Raw genomic sequence first — 19,815 nt, forward strand, 5'->3', positions numbered from 1 at the left:
TGGGGAGAGAGAACATGGCGGTGAGCACGTCGTCGCCCGAGCAGGCCTCGGGCGGGCATCTGGGCGAGCGTCGGCTGACCACGCTCCACGCGGTGGGGCAGTCGCTGGCGATCGGGCCGATGTTCTCGGCCGGCCTCGTGAGCGGCCTCGTCGCGAACGCGGCGGGGTGGAACACGCCGCTGTCGGTCCTCCTGGGGACCATCGGCGCGCTCGGCCTCGGCTACGTCATCGCGATCTACGCCCGGCGCTACGCCGGTGCAGGCGCGATCTACGAGTACCTCGCGCAGGCCGTCCACAGCGGGTTCGGCCTGTTCGCGGCAGGCGTCTTCCTGCTCGGCACGATGTTCCTCGGCGCCGGCGGCATCTACATCGCGCTCGGGTTCCTCACCGACGGGTTCTTCAACACGCACCTGAGCGCGGACATCCCGTGGTGGCTGGGCGGCGCCGTCTGCCTGGCGATCGCGTTCGCGCTGAACCACTTCGGCGTGCGCCTCGCGGTCCGCGGCGTGCTGATGCTGGCGGCGATCTCGTCGATCCCGTTCCTGATCCTCGCGTTCGCGATCATCTTCAAGGGCGGCGCCGACGTGAACACGCTGTCCGTGTTCGACCCGGGCCAGACCGACGGCAACGCCATCTTCAACGGCGTCCTCTTCGCCGTGACGCTGTTCATCGGCTTCGAGGCCGCGGCCTCCATCGCCGAGGAGACGCACGAGCCCCGCAAGTCGATCCCGCGCGCCGTGCTGCTGACGATCGCGCTGAGCGGCCTCTTCTACCTGCTCGTCACGTACGCGGCGACGATCGGGTTCGGCAAGGAGGCGCTCGGCGAGGGCGCCTGGTTCGCCTCGCCGTCCCCGATGGGCGACCTCGCGAACCAGTACGTCGGCAACTGGCTGAGCTGGCTCGTCGACCTCGTGGTCATCCTCGACGCGCTGTCGCTGTCGATCGCGATCCTCGTCACCGCCTCGCGCGTCATCTTCGCGCTCGGCCGCGACGGGCTGCTGCCGCGCTGGACCTCCCGCACGTCCAGCCGCGACACACCGCTCGCCGGCAACCTCATCATCGTCGTGTGGTCGATCGCCCTCATGATCTGGGCGGGCGTCACGCACTACGGCAAGGCGACGGAGCTGCCGGACGAGATCCAGGCGTTCTTCATCACGACGGCGACGGGCTCCTACCTCGTCGAGCTCGTGTACGTGTTCCTCGCGATCTTCGCGTTCAAGCTCCTGTGGCAGAACCGGGCCACCGAGGGCAGCGGGCTGTGGTGGAAGCTGATCGTCGTGCTGATCGGCCTGGCGACGCCGATCCTCGCGTACAAGGGCTCGCTTGATCCGTGGCCCCAGTACCCGAACAACCGCGGCGTCTACTTCGCGTTGATCTGCATCGGCATCGCGCTGATCTGGTACCTGATCGTCCAGTTCACGCGGCCGGACGCGTTGCGCACCGCGGCGAGGCACGCGGTCGAGCACGAGGGCGTCCCGCCGCTGGACGAGCCCCTGGAGCCGGGCGCCGCGGCGCCCGCCGGCGGCTACCTGCGCGACTGAGGTGAGGGAGAGGGCGCCGGCTACCAGCCGGCGCCCTCCTCCAGCGAGATGGGGTGGCCAGGCGGGACGATGAGGTCCGTCACGAGGCCGCCGAACTTGCCGCGGTGGAAGACGAGCGGGTCGCCGCCGTGGTGCTCGAGGCCGACGACCTCGCCGAGGACGAGGTCGTGGTCGCCGGCCGGGACGACGTCGCGCACGACGCAGTGGTGGATCGCCGCGGCACCGCGCACGGCGAGGAAGCCGTCGCGGCCCCGGGTCACGTGCTCCAGGGGGAACGCCCCGCCGCGCTCGGCGAACGCGATCGCGACCTCCTGCTGATGGCGGTGCAGGACCGACACCGACAGCCGCCCGCTCCTGCGAACGGCCGTCAGCGTGCGCGACCCGTGACCGAGCGAGACGAGCACGATGAGCGGGTCGAGCGACACCGACGTGAACGCGTTGAGCGTCATCCCGGCGGGCTCCCCGTCGTCCTCGGCGCAGACGACCGTGACGCCGGTGGCGAACTCGCCGACGGCGTCGCGGAAGGCCCGTGCCGGGATCGCGGGCGCGCTCATCAGAGCCGGTTCGCGTACTCGGCGAACTCCCAGTCCGTCACCCACGTGCGGAAGCGCTCGAGCTCGGCGGCCTTGATGACCTCGAACGTGTCGACGAGCGGCCGGCCGAGCGCCTCGAGCAGCACGTCGTCGGCCTTCAGCGCCTCCAGCGCGTCGGCGAACGTGGTCGGCAGCGCCGGCCCCTGCTGCTCCTCGGGCAGGTCGTAGATCATCCCCTCGATCGGCTCGGGCAGCTCGAGCTCGCGCCGGATCCCGTCCAGGCCGGCGGCGAGCGCCGCGGCGTACGCGAGGTACGGCGAGGCGGTGCCGTCGCCGACGCGCAGCTCGAGGCGCGCGCCGGCGCCGCGCTCCGGCGGCACGCGGACGAGCGTCATGCGGTGGTCGTGGCCCCACGAGGCGCGCGTCGGGACGAGCGCCTCGGCGCTGATCCGGCGGTACGCGTTCACCGTCGGGTTGAAGAACACCATCATCCCCGCGCAGTGCTCCATGACGCCGGCGATGAAGTGCCGGGTGTTCGGGGACAGGCCGTGCGGCTCGGCCGGGTCGCCGCAGGCGTTGTTGCCCTCGTCGTCGCACAGCGAGATGTGCAGGTGGAAGCCCGAGCCCTCGTCGTCGTTGAACGGCTTGCCCATGAACGTCGCCAGCAGGCCCTCCTGCGCGGCGAGCTCCTTGACGAGGTTCTTGAAGCGGAACGCCCGGTCGGCCGAGTCGAGCGCGCGGCCGTGCCGGAGGTTGATCTCGTACTGCGAGCGCCCGTACTCGTGCGCGGCGGCGACGGCGTTCAGGCCCAGATCGACGGTCGCCTGCAGCATGCGGCTGAGGATCCCGCGGGGGTCCGCGAGCGGGCCGACGGTGTAGACCGGGCTGTCCTGGACCGCGTACGGCTTGTAGCCGCGCGGGTCCGAGGGATCCGGCTCGCAGAGGTAGAACTCGAGCTCGGGGCCGAGCACCGGATGCAGGCCGAGCGACGCGAACTCCGCGAGCACCCGCTTGAGCGCGCCGCGCGAGTCCATCGCGTGTGGCTCGCCGCTCCCCGGCTCGTGCAAGTCGCAGATGACGGCGGCGACGTTGGGCTCCCAGGGCAGGCGGACCAGCGTGTCGAGGTCCGGCCGCGCGTTGAGGTCTGGGAAGCCGCCCTCGAAGCCCGCGATCACGTTGTGACGCAGATCGACGGTCATGATCGCCTCGACGAAGTTCACGCCGTCCTCGATCGCGTGCGCGAACGCGCCGACCGGGATGTCCTTGCCGCGCATCACGCCGTGCAGGTCGGCGTACTGCAGGCGGACCACGCTGATGCCGGCCGCCCGGAGATCGGACGGATCGAGGACGGCGCGCGGTGCCGTCGCGATCGTGTCGTTGGTCATGCGGTGCTCTCTCCTCCGTCGGGTGCTGCGTGCTGAGGACGGAACGCCAGTGTCGCGGCATCGACCACCGCGCTGCCTCCGTCGACGGTGATGACGGCGCCGTTGACGTACGACGCCTGCGGACCGGCCAACCACGCGACGGCGGCGGCGGCCTCCTCCGGGGTTCCCGGCCGGCGGGCGGGCACGGGGTCGGTGGCGAGCGCGTAGGCGCTCTCGGGATCGCCGGGACGGAGCTCCTCCATCGCGGCGTCGCCCATGTCGGTGCGGATCCAGCCGGGGCACACGCAGTTCGCGCGCACCCCCTGCGGCCCGTAGTCGACGGCGATCGACTGCGTGAGCATGATCGCCCCCGCCTTCGATGACGCGTACGCGGCGGACGCCGGCCCGGCGCGCAGGCCGGCGAGCGACGCCACCGTCACGATCGCGCCCCGCGACGCGACGAGGTGCGGCAGGGCGGCCCGGCAGGCGAGGAACACCCCCGTCAGGTTCGTCCCGATCACGCGGTTCCAGCGCTCGAGCGTCTGCTCGCCCACCGCCCCGCCGGCGCCGGTGCCCGCGCTGGTGACGAGCGCGTCCAGGCGCCCGCCGTGCGCGACCGCGCCCTCGACCGCGGCCTCGGCCCCCTCGGGCGTCGACGTGTCGGCGGCGACCCACGTGCCGCCGATCTCGCCGGCCACCTGCGCGAGCGGCGCCTCGCGCCGCCCGCTCACGCAGACCGCCCAGCCGTCGCGCGCCATGAGCCGCGCGACGGCCGCGCCGATCCCGGTGCCGCCGCCCGTGATGAGGACGGTGGGCGCCACGGACGTTCGCTCAGTCCTTGAGGAACTGCTCGACGAGCTGCTCGGGGAAGGACTTGTCGGCGATGGTGTAGGCCAGAGCCGTCATCCGCCAGGAGTCCGATAGGTAGAACCGCTCGTACAGCTCGCCGCGGCCGCCGAGCTCGGACCCCATGAAGTCCCAGGCCAGGCGGAAGAGCCGGATGCGCCGCTCGGCCTCCGCCCCGCCGGCCTGGAAGTACATGGCGATGTCCTCGGCGAGCGGGCCCTCGACGTCGGCGCGCGTCGGCGTCGCCATGAAGCCGCCGCCGCCGATGAGCTGGATGAACTCGTTCGCCTTCGGCATCCACTTCGGCATCTCACCGCGCAGCGCGACGAACGGCCGCTCGTCCGGGTAGGCGACGCCGCCTTCGTCGATCTTCGCGCCGGCCTCCGCCGCGACGATCGCCGAGCGGGCGAGCTCGGTCATGTTCCACATCTGGCCGAGCTTCTCCTGGATGTGGTCGAAGCGCCCGACGCCGGTCGTCTTGGCGATCATGTGCCCGAGCCCGAGTGCGAAGTTGAGCTTCACCCACGCGCGCGTGAAGGCCTGGTGCATGATGTGCCCGCGCCAGCCGGTGTCGGTGATGACCTCTGAGTAGCCGACCGTGTCGCCGTCGAGGAAGACGCGCTCCTTGGGGATCTCGACGTCGTCGAAGATGACGACCGGGTCCATCTCGTCGAAGCGCGACGACAGGGGGTAGTCGAACGGGTCGCGGTCGCGGGCGTAGCTGTCGCGGCAGATGAACTTCAGGCCCGGCGTCGCGATCGGGATCGCGAACGACAGCGCGTAGCGGCCGTCCTGCGGGCGGATGTCCGAGCCCGGGTAGACGAGCAGCTCGTCGGCGAACGGCGCGAGCGTCGCGAGCATCCGCGCGCCGCGCACGATGATCGCGTCGTCGGTCTCGCCGATCTTGTGCAGCGCCACGCGGCCGGCCGCCTGGTCGGCCTCGGCCTTCGAGCGGTCGACCTGCGGGTTCATGAGCGCGTGCGTCGTCGACAGATCGTTGTCGCGCATGAACGCCTGGTAGTTGACGAGGTTCTCGGCGTACTGCTCGTTGCCGCGGCGCGCCCACACGTCGGCGCGGCCGGCGAAGCACGCGAACGTCACGTTGAGGTAGTCCGGGGTGCGGCCCATCGTGCCGCCCGACAGCGCGGCGACGAGCTCGAACGCGCGGCGGCGCTTGTGCAGCTGCTCGACTTCGCGCGGGATGACGTGCGTGATGTTGACCTTGAGGTCCGGGTTGGCCGGGGACGGGACGAGGACCTCGTCGGCGTGCTCGTGCTGGACGTCGTAGACGCGCGCCATGGACAGCGCGGCGTGGCGCAGCTCGGGATGGTCGAGCGGGTTCTCGACCTTCTCGCCCCGCAGCCAGATCTCGCGTCCGCCCTGCTTGAGGCCCTCGAGGAACTGCTCTCCGGTGCGGGCGCCGGTCGCGTTCGCGAGCGAGGTCGTGCTCATGGATGGTCTCCCGGTTGAGGTAGGGGGTGGCCTTGGGCTTCGAGGCCCTGCCGCTCGTGCTCGATGGCGGCGTCGTCGAAGCGGAAGTAGGAGCGCGGGGGCAGGATCCCCCACGTGTTGGAGGAGCGGACGTCGTCCGGCCACTCGCGCGGCTCGTGATCGTCGGCGAGCTGCTCCATGTCGCAGTAGAGCTCCACCTGCAGCCGCTCCTCCGGGATGCGGACGTACGCCGCGAGGTTCTGCCCGAGCGCATGGCGCAGCGGGCCCCACGTCAGCCAGCGGCCGTGTTGCGCGAGGTGGTCGAGCGCCACGCGCAGCTCGCCCCAGTCGGCGAGCTCGAGCGCGATGTGGTGGAAGTGCGGCGTGTCGGAGGCTACGAACGCGGCGGCGTGGTGGTCGGCGTTGCAGTGCAGCCAGGTGCCGGCGTCGCCGAGGTGGTCCGCGACCCGCAGGCCGAGGACGTCGACGTAGAAGGCGCGGGTGGCGGGGAGGTCGCCGACCATGCCGTTGATGTGGCCGAGCTTGCGCGGGCGGAAGCCGGGCAGCGTCGTGGTCGTGCGCGCGACGTCCGGGCGGCGGTCGTCCGGGACGGCGTACGGCAGCAGCTCGACGCCGTGGCCGTCGGGATCCGTCAGGTGCAGCGCGCCGTCGCGTTCCTCGTACGTGACGCCGAGGCGATCCAGCCGCGAGCGCGCGTCCTCGAGGGAGACGTCGCGCGCCAGCTCCCAGCCCGTGTGGTCGGGGCCGGGGTCGCCGTCGCCGGCGATGAGCTCGAGCGAGTAGGGCTCGTAGGCGCACGCGAGGTACGCGCAGCCGTCGCGCCGGTCGCGCGGCGTCAGCCCGAACTGCACGGCCCATCGTGCCTCCGCCTCGTCGAGGTCGGTCGCGCGCAGGGCGGCATGGTGGATCCGGCGCACCATGATTGGATACGTTATCCAGGCAGTCGGGAAGCGGTCAAGGAGGCAAGATGGCGGACGACGACGATCGCCGAGCCCGCGCGCTCGCGCGCCTGAAGGAGCTCGGGGACGAGCCCACCGGCGAGGAGTTCCTCAAGCGGATGGGCGTGCTGGGCGACTGGATCGTCGACTTCGCCTTCGGCGACGTGCACACCCGCCCGGGCCTGGACGCGCGCGAGCGAGAGCTGATCATCGTCGCCGTCCTGTCGACGCTCGGCTCGAGCGATCCCCAGGTGCGTGCGCACGTCCGCGCGCTGCGGGCGATCGACGTGCCGTGGAACGAGATCGAGGAGTGCATCCTCCAGATCACCCCGTACGCGGGCGTCCCGCGCGCGGTCAACGCGATGAAGGTCCTGCGCGAGCTCCAGGAGGAAGAAGCGAAGTGAAGGCGATCCACTACGCCGTCGACGGCGGCGAAGCGCGCATCGGCGTGCTCGAGGGCGACACCATCCGCGACGCGGGTCCGGCGGGCGCCGGAGGTTTCGTCCCCACCGCGGAGGCGTGGCAGGCGCTCGAGGGCGCCGGCGGCGCCGAGCACACGCTGGCCGGCGTACGCGTCCTGCCGCCCGTGCTCCCGTCGAAGATCCTCGCCATCGGCCTGAACTACCGGTCGCACGCCGAGGAATCCGAGCTCGACGTCCCGCCCGTCCCCGTCGTGTTCGCGAAGCTGCCGTCATCGGTGGTCGGTCACGGCGACGACATCGTCATCCCGCACGAGGAGACGCGCCCGGACTTCGAGGGCGAGCTGGCGATCGTGATCGGCCGCAAGACGTACCGCGCTACGCGCGACGACGCGCTCTCGGCGATCGGCGGCATCACCGCCGTGCACGACGTCTCGGGGCGCCGCGCGCAGCTCGAGACGCCGCTGCGGCAGTTCACGCTCGGCAAGAGCTTCGACACGTTCACGCCGATCGGGCCGGTCATCAGCTCGCTCGACGGGGTCGACCTGGCCGACGTCGACGTCAAGACGGTCGTCTCGGGCGAGGTGATGCAGGACGCGAACACGCGCGACCTGATCTTCCCGGTCGTCGACCTCATCGAGTACCTCTCGCGCGGCATCACGCTGCTGCCGGGCGACGTCATCGCGACGGGCACGCCGGGCGGCGTGGGCGACTCGCGCGACCCCCGGCGCTACCTCGTCGAGGGCGACGTGGTCGAGATCTCCGTCGGCGGCGTCGGCACACTGCGCAACCGCGTGCGCAAGGAGGCGTAGCCGCCGGTCGTCAGGCGGCGTGGCGGTCGCGGACCGCGACGAGCAGGCGCTTGAGCGCGTCCTGCAGGTGGCGGCGGGTGAGCGTCTCGGCGCGCCTCCCGTCGCCCGCCTCGATCGCATCCGTGATCGCCTCGTGCTCGTCGGCGTCGAGCGCCATCTGCGCCTCGGTGTCGGCCTGCCGCGCGTAGATGGGCGCGCCGATGCGGGCGACCCACAGCAGCTCGGAGAACTGCATCAGGAACGGGTTGTCCGCCGCGGCGACGAGCGCGAGGTGGAACTCGCGGTTGGCCTCGAAGCTGCGCTCGACGTCCGGGATGACGTCGCGCTGAGTCTGGATCGCGGCGCGCATGCGCTCGACCGAGGCGCCGATCTCCGCCGCCATCCGGGCCGCCCCGGGCTCGATGACCATGCGGGCGCGCGTCGGCGAGACCATGTCGCCAACGTCGATGTCCGCGACGCGCGCGCCGCGATTGGTCTGCATCTCGACGAGGCCCTCGGCGCTCAGCCGGCGCAGCGCCTCGCGGATCGGAGTGCGGGAGACGCCCAGCTCCGCGGCCAGATCCTCCTGGTGCAGCCGGCTCCCACGGGGCAGGGCGCCCGAGACGATGCGCTCGCGCAGCGCGGCGTAGACCTGGTCCACGACGCTGGCGATGAGCAGGGGCTTCGTGCCGTCCGCGCGGGTCACGACCCGATCGTACCGACGGCGAAGAGGCCTCTCAGCCGGTGGCGGCGATGCGGTCGCGACCGCGGCCGTCGAGGTCGGCGAGCAGCCGCTCACGCGCCGCGAGCGGCCGCTCCCCGAGTCGCGGAACGGTGCTTGCGCCCGTCTCGGGCAACGCACCCCTGAAGTCGTAGACCTGCACGCCGTCGCCGGTCCGGCGTGCCGCGTAGACGAGCCGGCCGAACGTGTCCAGCGAGCAGTGGCGGCCGACGAGGACCACCGCGCTCGGCGTCAGCGCGGCGAGCGCGCGGCCGATGCGCAGCGGGTCGAGGTCGACGGGCAGCGCGAGCGTGCGCAGGCCCGCGCGGCGCAGGACCAGCTCGAGCGCCTGCGCGTTCAGCGCGTCGAGGTCGAGCGGGCGGGTCGCGTCGATGATGAGCGCGGCGTCGTTGCGGTGCGCGGGCGGCGCAGTGCGGTTCTGGGCGGCGAGCCACCCCGACGCCCAGCGCCAGCCGAAGCCGTACTCGGGGGACGTGCGCTCGCCGTTCTCGCCGAGCGCGCCGATCGCGGGCAGCAGGATCTCCTCGACCGTGCGCTCGACGGAGCGGACGGCGAGCGACTCCTCGAGCAGCCGGTCGGCGGCCGGCTCGTCGAAGCGGCCGAGCAGCGAGCGGAGCTTGACGGGCGACGAGGGGCCGGACCCGCGCTCGCGGGCGACGGAGATGGCGGACGAGACGTTGTGCGTCTCCTCGAGCGCCTGGCGCAGGGCCTCGATCTCGGTGAGCTCGAACTGCCGGTGGCCTCCGGCGCTGCGGCGCGGGGACGGGAAGCCGAAGCGACGCTCCCAGCTGCGCAGCGTGTTCGGGCTCACCCCGAGCATGGCCGCAGCGGCGTTCGTCCGGATCGCGCTCATGCCCGATGTATCGAGGTTCGGCAAGCGATGCGCAACTTCCGAGAGGGTTGTTGCATCCCGGGCGTGCCCTTGCACGCGCAGGAGCTAGGCGGCGTGGCTCGACGTCCGGTCGCGATCGGTGGACGAGAGCGACGCGAGGAACGCGTCGAGCTGCTCGACCGTGAAGCGGCGCTGGCCGCCCGGGGTGCGGTAGCCGACGAGATGGCCGGCGTCCGACCAGCGGCGGACGGTCGACAGCGAGACGCCGAGATGGCGGGCGGCCTCCGACGTCGAGAGGCCCAGGCGGGACGAGGTTCGGTTCGGGCTCATGTGCGAAGGGTTCGCCAAGATCGGTGAGTTGACCACCGCATTGCGCGCTTTGCATAGCTTTCACGGCCCATGGCACGCCTGGACGACGCGGATCTCACGCTCAAGCTGAAGACCGAGGAGTACGAGGAGCGGCTCGCCACGGCGCAGCAGCGGCTCCTGCAGCTGCGCCTCGAGAACGCCGGGTTGACCGGCCAGAAGAAGCTCGGACCGCCGCTCTGCGTGGTCTTCGAGGGCTGGGACGCCTCCGGCAAGGGCGGCGCGATCAAGCGCCTGCTCGCCGAGCTCGACGTCCGCCACGTGCGCGTCAAGACGTTCGCCGCGCCGACCCCCGACGAGAAGCGCCACCACTTCCTGCACCGCTTCTGGCCCGCGCTGCCCGGCTGGGGCGGCATGGCCGTGCTCGACCGCAGCTGGTACGGCCGCGTGCTCGTCGAGCGCGTCGAGGGCTTCGCCTCCGAGGAGGAGTGGCAGCGCGGCTACGACGAGATCCTCGCGTTCGAGCGGATGCTCGCCGCCGAGGGGATGGTCATGGTGAAGCTGTGGCTCCACATCTCGGACAAGGAGCAGAAGGAGCGCTTCGAGGCGCGCGAGCACGATCCGTTGAAGTCGTGGAAGCTCACCGACGAGGACTGGCGCAACCGCGAGAAGCGGCCGGCCTACGAGGAGGCGGTGAACGAGATGCTCGAGCGCACCGACCACTCCGGCGGGCGCTGGTTCGTCATCCCGGGCGAGAGCAAGAAGCACGCGCGCGTCGCCGTCATCGAGACGGTCATCGCCGAGTACGAGCGCGGGATGCGCGAGAACGGGCTCGAGGTGCCCGAGCCGCACTGACGCATGCATGGGGTCTGACCCCGTTCATGCGCCGGTGACGGCCCAGCGGCGCCCGCGGAAGCGGGTGCCGAGGGTGAGCAGGCGGACGGCCATGAGCGCGAGCAGGCCGCACCAGACGCCGGTGATGCCCCAGTCGAAGTGCAGCGCCGCGAGCGCGATCGGGACGTACGCGCCGAAGCCGGCGAGCACCATCGACCAGGCGAGGTACCGCGTGTCGCCGGCGCCGATGAGGATGCCGTCGAGGGCGAAGACCGCGGCGGCCGCGGGCTGCATCGCGGCGAAGAGCGGCCAGACGACCTCCGCCTGGTCGACGACCGCCTGGTCGTCGGTGAAGAGGCCTGGGACGACGGTCCTCGTCGCGAGCAGCCCGACCGCCATGACGGCGCCGGCGCCGATCGCCAGCTCGATCATGCGGCGCGCAGCGGCGAACGCCTCGGGCGCATCGCCGGAGCCGAGCTCGCGCGCGACGATGACCTGCCCCGCGATCGCGATCGCGTCGAGGACGAGCGCGAGGAAGACGAAGAGCTGGAACGCGATCTGGTGGGCGCCGAGCGAGGCGGCGCCGATGCGGGCGAGCACGGCGCTCGCGACGAGGAACGAGCCGAGCAGCGCGCCCGTGCGGATCACGAGGTGCCCGCCGGTGCGCAGGAGCGGCGCGATGAGCGCGCGGCGCGGCCGGCGCGTCTCGGCCTTCGGGCGCAGGAGCAGGACGACGAAGGCGCCGCCCATGACCGACTGGGCCACGACGGTGCCGGCCGCGGAGCCGTCGAGGCCCCAGTCGAAGCCGTAGACGAAGAGCAGCTCGAGCACCACGTTCAGCGCGTTGCCGGCGCCGACGATGAGCAGCGGCGTCTTGAGGTCGGCGACGCCGCGCAGGTAGCCCTGGCCGGCGAGCGCGATGAGCGCGAACGTGACGCCGAGCGAGCTGATGCGGACGTAGCGCGCGGCGAGGTCGGCGACGTGGCCCTCGCCGCCGATGAGCGTCACGAGCGGGTCCGCGAAGGCGACGAGCAGCGCCGTCATCGAGATCCCGATCGCGAGCGCGAGCCACAGCGACTGGGCGGCCAGCGCGCCCGCCCGGGCGTGCTCGCCGGCGCCCTCGAGTCGCGCCACGGCGGCGGTCGTCGCGTACGTGAGGAAGATGCACAGCGAGGTGAGCGTCGTCAGCAGCGTCGCGGCCAGCGCGAGCGCCGCGAGCTGCGGCGTGCCGAGGTGCCCGACGATCGCCGTGTCGACCAGGAGGTACAGCGGCTCGGCCGCGAGCGCGCCCAGCGCCGGCACCGCCAGCCGCACGATCTCGCGGTCATGGGGCGAGCGGAGCACCGGTCGAATCTAGGATGAGCGGCGTGGCGGCCCGGCGCGCAGCGAAGCTCCTCGCGATCGCGGCGCTCGCCGCGGGGTGCGGCGACGACCCCGAGCCGCTCTCGTTCGCCTGCACGTCCGGGTCCGACGCCGTCGAGAAGGCGCTCGCGAAGGCTCCCGAGACGGTGACCCTGCAGGGCGGCGTGCCGCTCAGCAAGTGCATCGCCAACGCGCGCTCCGACGGTGACCTCCAGAACGTCGGGTCGGTGCTCACCGGCGCGGCCGAGCACCTCGAGGAGCGCGCGCCGTCCGACGCGACCGCCGCGCTGCAGCTCGGCTACCTCGTCGGCGCCGCGCGCAGAGGGGCGTCGCGCGAGAACGGCATCCAGGCCGAGCTGGTCCGGAGACTCGAACGCTCGGCCGCCCTCGACCGGCCGACGGCGGCGGCGAAGACCGCGCTCGAGAGGGGGCTCGCCGCGGGGGAGAAGACGGGGTGAGGGTCATGGCCTCCTCCGCGGCCGGAGACGGGGCGAGGGGCCGTGGCCCGTCCGCCGGCCTCTTCGCCGGCGAGAGGTCGGTCCGGTGAGACTGCGTCTTTTCCACGCGCCGGACGGGGCTCGGGTCGCCTATCGCGAGGCGGGGACGGGGCCGCCGTTGGCGCTGCTGCACTCGGGGCTGCTGTCGCACCGGGAGTTCGCGCCGATCGTCGACGACCTCTCGCACCGGTTCCGGTTGATCCTCCCGGACCTCCCGCTGCACGGGGACTCGGAGGACCGGCCTCGGCATCCGTACACGCTCGACTGGTTCGTGGATGTGATGGCGGCGTTCTGCCGGGAGACGTGCGGGCCGCGGCCGATGGTCGGCGGGCACGACCTCGGCGCGGAGATCCTGCTGCGCGCGGTGGCGACGGATCGGCTGCATCCGAGCCGCCTCGTGGTCATGCCGAACCGGATGCACGCCGCGCGCGAGGCGGGGCCGCTCGTCCGGCGCTGGCGGCTGCTCGCCCGAGCGGGCCGGATGCCGGGCGCCCACCGCCTCGCCGCCCGCGCGGCGCCGCGGGTGATGAGCCCGTCGGTCGGCCCGAAGCTCTCGACGCTCGACGGCACGCCGGCGCGCGACCTGCTGCGCCACGCGTTCGCCGACGTGCCGGGCAACCCGAACCTCGTCCGCTCGTGGGCGAAGCTCGCGCGCCACTGGCCCGGCGACGTGCCGCGCGACCTGCTCGACGCCTACCCGCGCATCGACACGCGCGTCTGCCTGCTGTGGGCCGACCGCGACCGGCTCCACCCGCTGCGCGCGGCGGAGGAGGCGCTCGACCTCTTCCCGAACGCCCAGCTGCGCGTCCTGTCGGACACGGGGTTCCTGCTCGCGTACGACGACCCGATCGGCGTCGCACGCGAGCTGTCGGCGTTCTGCGGCTAGGGGACCAGCAGGACGGTCCGCTCGACCGCGCGGGCCGACCCGACCTTCACCGCGATGACCGCGCGCACCGGCGTCCGGCGCCCGCGCAGCGCGCGGACGCCACCGGGCGCGAGGCGGATGCGCAGCTCCCGCGGACCCGACCCGGGGAACCGCTGGCGCCGCGAGCCGAGCGAGACGGCGCGGCGGCGTCGCTTCTTCTGCCCGCGCTTGCGCGGCAGCGTCAACCGTGCCCGCGCGGACGCGGTCACCGTCTCCGCTCGCGACAGCGTCAGCAGCACCGGGATGCCCTGCTTGCGCGCCGTCGCGAGCTTCAGCCGCCGCGGCACCTCGACGCCGAGCGCGGTGCCGGCCAGCGGCGCCGCCGCCAGCGAGCCGGCCTGGCCGGATCCCGCCGCCTGCCCCGCCTCGCGCGCCTCCCGCGCCGCCTCGACGGACGTGCGCTCGTTGCCGGGCGACGCCGGCCCGCGCGCCGGGCGCTGGACGCGGAACGGCCCGCTGATCTCGTAGATCGCGCCCGCCGGTGCGCCGACCCCCAGCTGCCGCGCCCGCTGCGAGCACACGTAGAACCGCGTGCCCGCCGGGTTGAAGATCGGGCCGGTCAGCTCGCTCGTGCTCGGGATGCCGCCCTGGCTCGGGTTCGGCGCGGTGAAGATGTGCTCCTCGCCGACCGCCGACAGGAACCGCGAGACGACGAGGTCCGGCGTCAGCAGCCCGACGTCGAGCGTCCCGCCCTCCGCGCCGTTGTCCTCGCAGACGAAGAGGTCGCCCGACGGCGAGACGGTGACGTTGTCGACACCGGTCAGCGGCGGATCCGGCAGCGCGGAGCGGTCGTAGATGACCTCGATGTGCTCCGCGGCCGTGTCGTACGCGTGGATCTTGCCGTCGCTCGTCGTCGCGACGTAGACGACGCCGGAGTCGAACCAGATGCCTTCGCCGCGCTTGAACTCGGTCATGCCGGCGACCTGGTCCTTCGTGAAGGCGTCGCCGTCGCCCGGCTGCGGGTTGGGCACCGGCAGCCACGTGACGTCGCCGTCGGCGGCCACCGAGGCGACCTCCAGCGGGCCCGACGTCAGCAGCGGGTACAGGTCGGGCGTGAAGCGGTAGAAGCCGCCGTCCCCGTTGTCCTCGGTCAGGTAGAGCCGCTGGCCGACGGAGTCGACGCACGCCGCCTCGTGCTTGAACAGCCCGAGCGCCGGGCGGCGCTGTCCCTGCGACGGCTGCGTCGGGTCGCACTCCCACACGGCGCCGAGGTCGGTCTCCTCGCACGACAGCCATGTGCCCCACGGCGTGGGGCCGCCCGAGCAGTTCGTCGACGTCTGCCCGAGGATCCGGTACGCGCCGGTGATCGACGCGTCCTTCGCGAAGCGGATCGCCGACACGCCGCCCTGCCCGTTCGGCGTCTCGGAGTTCGTGACGAGGATCCAGCCGCCGTCCGGCAGCGCGAACGTCGCCTGGCCGTCGGGGAAGATCGGCAGCACGTAGCTCGTCCCCGGCACGAGCTGCCCGCCCCGCGCGATGACGCGCGAGGTGAAACCCGCCGGCAGGCGGAACCCGTTGGCGTCGGGCGTCGCGGCGAGCGGGCCGTACGGGCCGTCCCCGACCGTCGCGGCGGCCGAGACCGCGCGCTTCCAGAACGAGGGGCCCAGCGCGAGCGCGCCGGTCGCCAGCGCGGTCGTGCGCAACAGGGTGCGGCGGGTGAGCAGCGGTGTCTCCGGAGTCATATCGTGAGGCTTCAACGAAGCGAGAACTTGGATCCTTGTGAAGAGGCGGTGACCTGAGTGGCGACAGCACAGCAGCTCTGGGGTGGCGAGACCACCAAGGCGGTCGACAACTTCCCGATCTCGGGCGAGCGCGTCCCGGTCGCGGTCGTCCGCTGGCTCGGCCGCATCAAGGGCGCGGCGGCCCGCGTCAACGGCGATCTCGAGCTGCTCGACACGCAGCTCGCCGAGCGCATCGCGAGCGCGGCCGACCAGGTCGCCGAGGGCGAGCACGACGACCAGTTCCCGATCGACGTCTTCCAGACCGGGTCGGGCACGTCGTCGAACATGAACGCCAACGAGGTCATCGCCAACCTCGCCGGCGAGGGCGCCCACCCGAACGACCACGTGAACATGGGGCAGTCGTCGAACGACGTCTTCCCGAGCGCCGTCCACCTCGCCGCGCTGGACGAGGCGACGAACACGCTGCTGCCCGCGCTCGCCGCGCTCGAGCAGTCGCTGACCGCGAAGGCCGAGGCGTTCAAGGACATCGTCAAGTCCGGCCGCACGCACCTCATGGACGCCGTGCCGGTGACGCTCGGCCAGGAGTTCGCCGGGTACGCGGCGCAGGTCCGCCTCGCGCAGCGCCGCGTCAAGAACGCGCTGCCGCAGGTCGCGCAGATCCCGCTCGGCGGCACCGCGACGGGCACGGGCCTGAACACCCACCCGGAGTTCGCCGAGCGCGTCCGGGCGAAGCTCTCCGAGGCGACCGGCCTGGAGATCTCGGCGCCGGAGGACCCGTTCGAGGCGCAGGCCAACCGCGACGCGCTCGTCGAGCTGTCGGGCGCGCTGAAGGTCGCCGCCGTCTCGTTCACCAAGATCGCGAACGACCTCGCGCTCATGGGCTCGGGACCGCGGTCCGGCATCGGCGAGCTGTACCTGCCCGAGCTGCAGAAGGGCTCGTCGATCATGCCGGGCAAGGTGAACCCGGTGATCCCGGAGGTCGTCCTCCAGGTCTCGTGCCAGGTCGTCGGCAACGACGCGGCGATCACGATGGGCGGCTCGCAGGGCCAGTTCGAGCTGAACGTCCGCATCCCGCTCATCGCCCGCAACCTGCTCCAGTCCATCCACCTGCTCTCGACGAGCGCGACCGCGCTGAAGGAGAAGTGCGTCGACGGGATCGAGCCGAACCTCGAGGGCTGCGAGCGCTCGGCGGAGGGCACGCTCGCCGTCGCGACCGCGCTGAACCCGTTCATCGGCTACGACCGCGCGTCGGAGATCGTCAAGGAGGCGTCGGCCTCCGGTCGCACGCTGCGCGAGGTGGCGCGGGAGAAGGGCGTCGACGAGGAGACGCTCGACAAGGCGCTGGATCTGCGGAAGATCGCCGCCGGCTCCTCGACGAGCTGACCGGCCGGCGGGCCTAGCGGCCCGTCAGCTTCGAGAACTCGCTGCGCACCACGGCGGCCGCCGGCTTCGGGCGGCCGTCGTACCGGTGCAGCCCCTTCTCGTTGAGCCCCGGCACGACCTTGATGCCGGGGACGACCTCGACGATCGAGCCGCCGCCGAAGCTCGGGGCCACGCCGAAGTCGCGCAGGTTCCACACGAGCATCCCCGAGAGGCCCTGCATGCGGCCGTACGTCTCGAGGTGGGTCCGCAGCACGCGCGCCTGGAACGCGAAGCCGCCGGGCTCGTCCGTCGCGTTGCGCGACGAGCCCTCGGCCCCGAACTCGGTCACCGCGAGGACCTTGTCGGGGAAGATCCGCTGGAAGTCGGCGAGCTGCGTCTCGATGAGCGTCGCCAGCTCGCTGGACGTCGCGTACGTCGCCTCGTACCAGCCGAGGTAGTTCGTCCAGCCGATCGCGTCGATGTCCTCGTACATCGGCCCCGGCTCCTTCGGCGGGTGCGCGCCCCACACGTCGAGCGCGACGAGGCGGCCGGGGTCGCGCCGGTGCAGCTCGCGCGCCGACGCCCGGATGAACTCCGGCTGGCCGTCCGGGTGGCCCTGGCCGGCCACCTCGTTGGCGAGGTTCCAGGCGACGATCGAGGGGTGCGTCTGCAGCTGGGCGACGGACGCGCGGACGCGGTCGCGCGCCTGCTGCTGCTGCGCCGGCGTCTTCGACGTCCACGCGCCGGGCGCGTCGACCGGGCCGATGCCCTGCCAGATGAGGATCCCGGCGGCGTCGAGGCGCTCGAGCAGCGCCGGGCTCAGCGGATGCTGCGCGCGGGTGGCGTTCGCGTGGAGGTCCTTGAGCTCGCTGACGAGCTCGTCCATGTCCGTCGCCCGCAGGCCGTCGCCGCGGCCCATCGCGTCCTCGTGCAGCGACGCGCCGATGAGCTTGACCGGCTCGCCGTTCAGCAGCAGCGTCGAGCCGTCGCGCCGCAGCTCCCGCAGGCCGATCCGCCCGCGCCAGCCACCCGTCTCGCCATCGCCCGCTTCGAGCGTCAGGTCGTAGAGCTGCGGGTCGCGCTGGGACCACAGCCTCGGCTTCTCGACGTCCACGACCGCCCGGACCTCTCGGCTGGCGCGGCCGGGCACGCGGACCGCGGGCAGCGTCACCTCCTGCTCGCCGAGCTTGCCGGTGATCGCGATCGTGCGCGCCTCGCCGGTGAGGTTGCGGGCGCGCGCGGTGATCTCCACCCGCGCGCTCTTGCCGCGCAGCGTCGTGCGGACCGTGGGCGTGACGACCTCCGCGTCGCCGAGCGGCCGGATCGTCACCTCGCGGTTGATCCCGCCGTAGTTGAACCACGTGCGGTGCCAGCCGGCGGCCTTCATCGCGTCGGGATCGCGCCAGTCCGCACGGACGACCAGCTGGTGCGTCCGGCCGGCCGCCAACGGCACCCGCGCCTCGAACGGCAGGTACTCGCCGGTGTGCTCGGCGACGCGCTTGCCGTCGAGCCACACGATCGCCTGGTGGTTGACCGACTCGAACCGCACCGCGTACGTGCCGTCGCGCGGCACCCGCAGCGTCGTGCGGTACCAGGCGACCGAGCCCTCGTGCGAGCGCTCTCCCGCCGCGCCGGTGATGCGGCCCGCGTTCGGGACGAACGGCAGCGTCACCGTCCGGCCGCCGAAGCGCCCGCGCGACCAGCCGCGGTCGGCGCCCGTCGCGTTCGGGTCGTTCGCCATGCGCCAGCGGCCGTCGAGCGCGACGCGCCCCTCGGCGCCCGTCGCGTTGACCGGCGCGCCGCCGTGGCCGCCGTACTGCTCGCGCAGCGAGGGCTCGTCGCCGCCGCCGCGCAGCGCGAAGGCGATCGCGATGACGATCGCGAGCAGCAGCGCGGCCGCGGCGACGATCTGCGGCCGGCGCAAGGCCGGACGTGCGCGAGTGGACGGGGGCATGCGTCAATCGGGGACGATGGCCACGACCCGCGCCGGCGCGCCGCTGGCGCCGACGATCCGCAGCGGGAAGCACGCGACCTCGAACCCGGAGGAGGGTAGTGCGGCCAGGTTCGCGAGCCGCTCGATCTGGCAGTACGGCAGGTCCGCCTGATGGGCGGCCCAGAAGATCCCCGGCTCGCCGCGCTCGTTCGCCTCGGCGGCCTGGAGGTGCAGCGGCCGGTCCCAGCCCCAGGCGTCGATCCCCATGACGCGCACGCCGTGGTCGAACAGCCAGCGCGTCGCCTCGGCGGTCACGCCCGGCCCGCGGATCATGTAGTCGGGCGCCTGCAGGAACGCGTCGCGGCCCGTCTGGACGAGCACGATGTCGCCGGGCTTCAGCGCGTGGCCCGTTCCCTCCACCGCGGCGGCCATCTCGGCCTCGCTGACCGCCTCGCCGTCGGCCTTGTGGCTGAAGTCGACCTTGATCGCGGGCGCGAAGAAGAGCTCCAGCGGCAGCTCGTCGATCGTCTGCGCGCGCTCGCCGCGGATGCGCGAGTTGTAGTGCCACGGCGCGTCGACGTGGGTGCTGTTGTGCGTGCCGAAGCGGGTGAAGGTCTCGACCGCCCAGCCCTCGCCGTCTCGCAGCAGCTCCTTCGGGACGCCGAGCATCCCCTGGATCGCGGCCGCGCCGGCCTCGTGGTCCTCGAACACGATCTCCGTCCGCAGGGCCTCCGGCGTCTCCGGTGGGCTGGCGACGATCGGCGCGGACAGGTCGACGAGCGGCATCGGCGACCCGGGAGGCTACGCGGATGCCCCGACGGTCGGAGCCGGAACGGACGTTGATCCTGAACGCGAAGGCCCGTCTGGACCGGCTGTCGCTGTACCCGCGGCCCGTCGACATCCGGCACGTTCGCGTCATCAGCGCGCCGTGGTTCTTCCGGATCCCCGGCTTCCGCCGCTTCCGCGGCTACGACCTCGGGCCGCTCATCCTCGTGCGGATGCCGCTGGAGGAGTGCCCCGAGGACCTCGTGGTGCACGAGCTGACGCACTGCTGGCAGGTGCAGCACCGGCTGCTGCGGCTGTGGCTCAGCTACGTGACGCAGGGCTACGCGACGAACGAGCACGAGATCGAGGCGCGCTGGGCGGCGGAGGTGACACGATGAGGGCGTGCCGCTCTACGACTTCGCGTGCGACGCCTGCGGGGAGGAGTTCGAGGCCACCGCGCCCGCGGGCGGCACCGCGCCGTGCCCGGCCTGCGACTCCGCCGAGGTCCGCCGCCTCTGGCGCCCGATCGCGCCGCCGCTGAAGTTCGGCCTCAGGGGAAGCGCGGCGCGGGAGAGCAACGCGAGGCGCGGCGAGCGCGAGGCCGCGCGGCAGGACCGCCTCGCGGACATCAAGAAGAAGCGCGCCGCCGGCGAGCTCTGAGGAGCCTCCGCCTCTCCGCGGAGGCTCCGGC

Annotated in this window: 21 protein-coding genes; 9 read left to right on the top strand and 12 right to left on the bottom strand. The window is 72.9% G+C overall.

From position 1 onward, the window contains the following. Positions 1 to 14 precede the first annotated feature (14 nt). Entirely contained in the window at positions 15 to 1,541 is a 1,527-nt protein-coding gene (locus AC1UE4_RS20460) for an APC family permease (RefSeq protein ID WP_482919180.1), read from the top strand. A gap of 20 nt (positions 1,542 to 1,561) precedes the next feature. Here AC1UE4_RS20460 and AC1UE4_RS20465 read toward each other — a convergent pair whose 3' ends face one another. Genes AC1UE4_RS20465 through AC1UE4_RS20485 form a run of 5 tightly spaced genes read right to left on the bottom strand, consistent with a single transcriptional unit; the run spans position 1,562 to position 6,656 of the window. Then, positions 1,562 to 2,095 carry a flavin reductase family protein gene (locus AC1UE4_RS20465; RefSeq protein ID WP_482919181.1) on the bottom strand — a complete coding sequence of 178 codons (534 nt, stop codon included), beginning with the start codon at positions 2,093 to 2,095 and terminating at the stop codon, positions 1,562 to 1,564. After that, entirely contained in the window at positions 2,095 to 3,459 is a 1,365-nt protein-coding gene (locus AC1UE4_RS20470; protein ID WP_482919182.1) for a glutamine synthetase family protein, read from the bottom strand. The genes AC1UE4_RS20465 and AC1UE4_RS20470 overlap by 1 nt, the downstream gene beginning before the upstream one ends. Next, positions 3,456 to 4,259, bottom strand: a complete 804-nt coding sequence (locus tag AC1UE4_RS20475; RefSeq protein ID WP_482919183.1) for an SDR family NAD(P)-dependent oxidoreductase — start codon at positions 4,257 to 4,259, stop codon at positions 3,456 to 3,458. Before AC1UE4_RS20475 ends, AC1UE4_RS20470 begins: the two co-directional genes overlap by 4 nt. A gap of 10 nt (positions 4,260 to 4,269) precedes the next feature. Next, positions 4,270 to 5,736: a 4-hydroxyphenylacetate 3-hydroxylase family protein gene (locus AC1UE4_RS20480; RefSeq protein ID WP_482919184.1), complete on the bottom strand. Its 1,467-nt coding sequence runs from the start codon at positions 5,734 to 5,736 to the stop codon at positions 4,270 to 4,272. After that, on the bottom strand, positions 5,733 to 6,656 hold the full coding sequence (locus tag AC1UE4_RS20485) for a VOC family protein (protein ID WP_482919185.1): 924 nt from the start codon (positions 6,654 to 6,656) through the stop codon (positions 5,733 to 5,735). The genes AC1UE4_RS20480 and AC1UE4_RS20485 overlap by 4 nt, the downstream gene beginning before the upstream one ends. A 47-nt stretch (positions 6,657 to 6,703) precedes the next feature. Between AC1UE4_RS20485 and AC1UE4_RS20490 the strand changes: the two genes are divergently transcribed. Together AC1UE4_RS20490 and AC1UE4_RS20495 are read left to right on the top strand one after the other, a co-directional pair. Beyond that, positions 6,704 to 7,078 (top strand): carboxymuconolactone decarboxylase family protein, encoded by a 375-nt coding sequence (locus tag AC1UE4_RS20490; protein ID WP_482919186.1) that lies wholly within the window; start codon positions 6,704 to 6,706, stop codon positions 7,076 to 7,078. Continuing rightward, positions 7,075 to 7,905 (top strand): fumarylacetoacetate hydrolase family protein, encoded by an 831-nt coding sequence (locus AC1UE4_RS20495; protein WP_482919187.1) that lies wholly within the window; start codon positions 7,075 to 7,077, stop codon positions 7,903 to 7,905. The genes AC1UE4_RS20490 and AC1UE4_RS20495 overlap by 4 nt, the downstream gene beginning before the upstream one ends. 10 nt (positions 7,906 to 7,915) lie before the next feature. On the opposite strand, the gene AC1UE4_RS20500 is transcribed toward AC1UE4_RS20495, so the two are convergent. The 3 genes from AC1UE4_RS20500 to AC1UE4_RS20510 all read right to left on the bottom strand — a co-directional run bounded on the left by AC1UE4_RS20500 (position 7,916) and on the right by AC1UE4_RS20510 (position 9,788). After that, entirely contained in the window at positions 7,916 to 8,590 is a 675-nt protein-coding gene (locus tag AC1UE4_RS20500; RefSeq protein ID WP_482919188.1) for a GntR family transcriptional regulator, read from the bottom strand. A 31-nt stretch (positions 8,591 to 8,621) separates the two neighbouring features. Beyond that, positions 8,622 to 9,479, bottom strand: coding sequence for a MerR family transcriptional regulator (locus tag AC1UE4_RS20505; protein ID WP_482919189.1), 858 nt, complete (start codon positions 9,477 to 9,479; stop codon positions 8,622 to 8,624). A gap of 84 nt (positions 9,480 to 9,563) precedes the next feature. Beyond that, positions 9,564 to 9,788, bottom strand: coding sequence for a helix-turn-helix domain-containing protein (locus tag AC1UE4_RS20510; protein ID WP_482919190.1), 225 nt, complete (start codon positions 9,786 to 9,788; stop codon positions 9,564 to 9,566). Positions 9,789 to 9,857: 69 nt separating this feature from the next. On the opposite strand from AC1UE4_RS20510, the gene AC1UE4_RS20515 reads away from it, so the two are divergent. Then, the gene (locus AC1UE4_RS20515; protein WP_482919191.1) at positions 9,858 to 10,619 is read left to right on the top strand and encodes a polyphosphate kinase 2 family protein; all 762 of its coding nucleotides are present in this window, start codon (positions 9,858 to 9,860) and stop codon (positions 10,617 to 10,619) included. Between the two features lie 24 nt (positions 10,620 to 10,643). Here the strand turns inward: AC1UE4_RS20515 and AC1UE4_RS20520 are convergent, their stop codons facing one another. Continuing rightward, complete coding sequence (locus AC1UE4_RS20520; protein ID WP_482919192.1) at positions 10,644 to 11,942, bottom strand: MATE family efflux transporter; 1,299 nt, start codon at positions 11,940 to 11,942, stop codon at positions 10,644 to 10,646. Between the two features lie 23 nt (positions 11,943 to 11,965). Between AC1UE4_RS20520 and AC1UE4_RS20525 the strand changes: the two genes are divergently transcribed. Both AC1UE4_RS20525 and AC1UE4_RS20530 read left to right on the top strand, forming a co-directional pair. Next, positions 11,966 to 12,418 carry a hypothetical protein gene (locus AC1UE4_RS20525; RefSeq protein WP_482919193.1) on the top strand — a complete coding sequence of 151 codons (453 nt, stop codon included), beginning with the start codon at positions 11,966 to 11,968 and terminating at the stop codon, positions 12,416 to 12,418. An 85-nt stretch (positions 12,419 to 12,503) separates the two neighbouring features. Next, positions 12,504 to 13,343: an alpha/beta fold hydrolase gene (locus tag AC1UE4_RS20530; RefSeq protein WP_482919194.1), complete on the top strand. Its 840-nt coding sequence runs from the start codon at positions 12,504 to 12,506 to the stop codon at positions 13,341 to 13,343. On the opposite strand, the gene AC1UE4_RS20535 is transcribed toward AC1UE4_RS20530, so the two are convergent. Further along, positions 13,340 to 15,064: an alkaline phosphatase PhoX gene (locus AC1UE4_RS20535; RefSeq protein WP_482919195.1), complete on the bottom strand. Its 1,725-nt coding sequence runs from the start codon at positions 15,062 to 15,064 to the stop codon at positions 13,340 to 13,342. The two genes, AC1UE4_RS20530 and AC1UE4_RS20535, sit on opposite strands and share 4 nt — an antisense overlap. Before the next feature lie 57 nt (positions 15,065 to 15,121). Here AC1UE4_RS20535 and AC1UE4_RS20540 point away from each other — a divergent pair, with 57 nt between their 5' ends. Beyond that, on the top strand, positions 15,122 to 16,447 hold the full coding sequence (locus AC1UE4_RS20540) for a class II fumarate hydratase (protein ID WP_482919196.1): 1,326 nt from the start codon (positions 15,122 to 15,124) through the stop codon (positions 16,445 to 16,447). A 13-nt stretch (positions 16,448 to 16,460) separates the two neighbouring features. Here AC1UE4_RS20540 and AC1UE4_RS20545 read toward each other — a convergent pair whose 3' ends face one another. Together AC1UE4_RS20545 and AC1UE4_RS20550 are read right to left on the bottom strand one after the other, a co-directional pair. Then, positions 16,461 to 18,350, bottom strand: a complete 1,890-nt coding sequence (locus AC1UE4_RS20545) for a glycoside hydrolase family 2 protein (RefSeq protein WP_482919197.1) — start codon at positions 18,348 to 18,350, stop codon at positions 16,461 to 16,463. Between the two features lie 33 nt (positions 18,351 to 18,383). Beyond that, positions 18,384 to 19,145: a cyclase family protein gene (locus AC1UE4_RS20550; protein WP_482919198.1), complete on the bottom strand. Its 762-nt coding sequence runs from the start codon at positions 19,143 to 19,145 to the stop codon at positions 18,384 to 18,386. A gap of 23 nt (positions 19,146 to 19,168) precedes the next feature. Between AC1UE4_RS20550 and AC1UE4_RS20555 the strand changes: the two genes are divergently transcribed. Continuing rightward, positions 19,169 to 19,522, top strand: coding sequence for a hypothetical protein (locus tag AC1UE4_RS20555; RefSeq protein ID WP_482919199.1), 354 nt, complete (start codon positions 19,169 to 19,171; stop codon positions 19,520 to 19,522). 4 nt (positions 19,523 to 19,526) lie between these two features. Continuing rightward, positions 19,527 to 19,784: an FmdB family zinc ribbon protein gene (locus AC1UE4_RS20560; RefSeq protein WP_482919200.1), complete on the top strand. Its 258-nt coding sequence runs from the start codon at positions 19,527 to 19,529 to the stop codon at positions 19,782 to 19,784. Positions 19,785 to 19,815: the final 31 nt, after the last annotated feature.

This window comes from Parviterribacter kavangonensis, from assembly GCF_056863335.1.

What these genes read in the sequence shown, in the direction of transcription:
- AC1UE4_RS20470 (WP_482919182.1), bottom strand. Translation starts at nt 3,459, where the DNA reads ATGACCAACGACACGATCGCGACGGCACCGCGCGCCGTCCTCGATCCG.
- AC1UE4_RS20550 (WP_482919198.1), bottom strand. Translation starts at nt 19,145, where the DNA reads ATGCCGCTCGTCGACCTGTCCGCGCCGATCGTCGCCAGCCCACCGGAG.
- AC1UE4_RS20555 (WP_482919199.1), top strand. Translation starts at nt 19,169, where the DNA reads ATGCCCCGACGGTCGGAGCCGGAACGGACGTTGATCCTGAACGCGAAG.
- AC1UE4_RS20515 (WP_482919191.1), top strand. Translation starts at nt 9,858, where the DNA reads ATGGCACGCCTGGACGACGCGGATCTCACGCTCAAGCTGAAGACCGAG.
- AC1UE4_RS20535 (WP_482919195.1), bottom strand. Translation starts at nt 15,064, where the DNA reads ATGACTCCGGAGACACCGCTGCTCACCCGCCGCACCCTGTTGCGCACG.
- AC1UE4_RS20510 (WP_482919190.1), bottom strand. Translation starts at nt 9,788, where the DNA reads ATGAGCCCGAACCGAACCTCGTCCCGCCTGGGCCTCTCGACGTCGGAG.
- AC1UE4_RS20480 (WP_482919184.1), bottom strand. Translation starts at nt 5,736, where the DNA reads ATGAGCACGACCTCGCTCGCGAACGCGACCGGCGCCCGCACCGGAGAG.
- AC1UE4_RS20460 (WP_482919180.1), top strand. Translation starts at nt 15, where the DNA reads ATGGCGGTGAGCACGTCGTCGCCCGAGCAGGCCTCGGGCGGGCATCTG.
- AC1UE4_RS20490 (WP_482919186.1), top strand. Translation starts at nt 6,704, where the DNA reads ATGGCGGACGACGACGATCGCCGAGCCCGCGCGCTCGCGCGCCTGAAG.
- AC1UE4_RS20465 (WP_482919181.1), bottom strand. Translation starts at nt 2,095, where the DNA reads ATGAGCGCGCCCGCGATCCCGGCACGGGCCTTCCGCGACGCCGTCGGC.
- AC1UE4_RS20485 (WP_482919185.1), bottom strand. Translation starts at nt 6,656, where the DNA reads ATGGTGCGCCGGATCCACCATGCCGCCCTGCGCGCGACCGACCTCGAC.
- AC1UE4_RS20505 (WP_482919189.1), bottom strand. Translation starts at nt 9,479, where the DNA reads ATGAGCGCGATCCGGACGAACGCCGCTGCGGCCATGCTCGGGGTGAGC.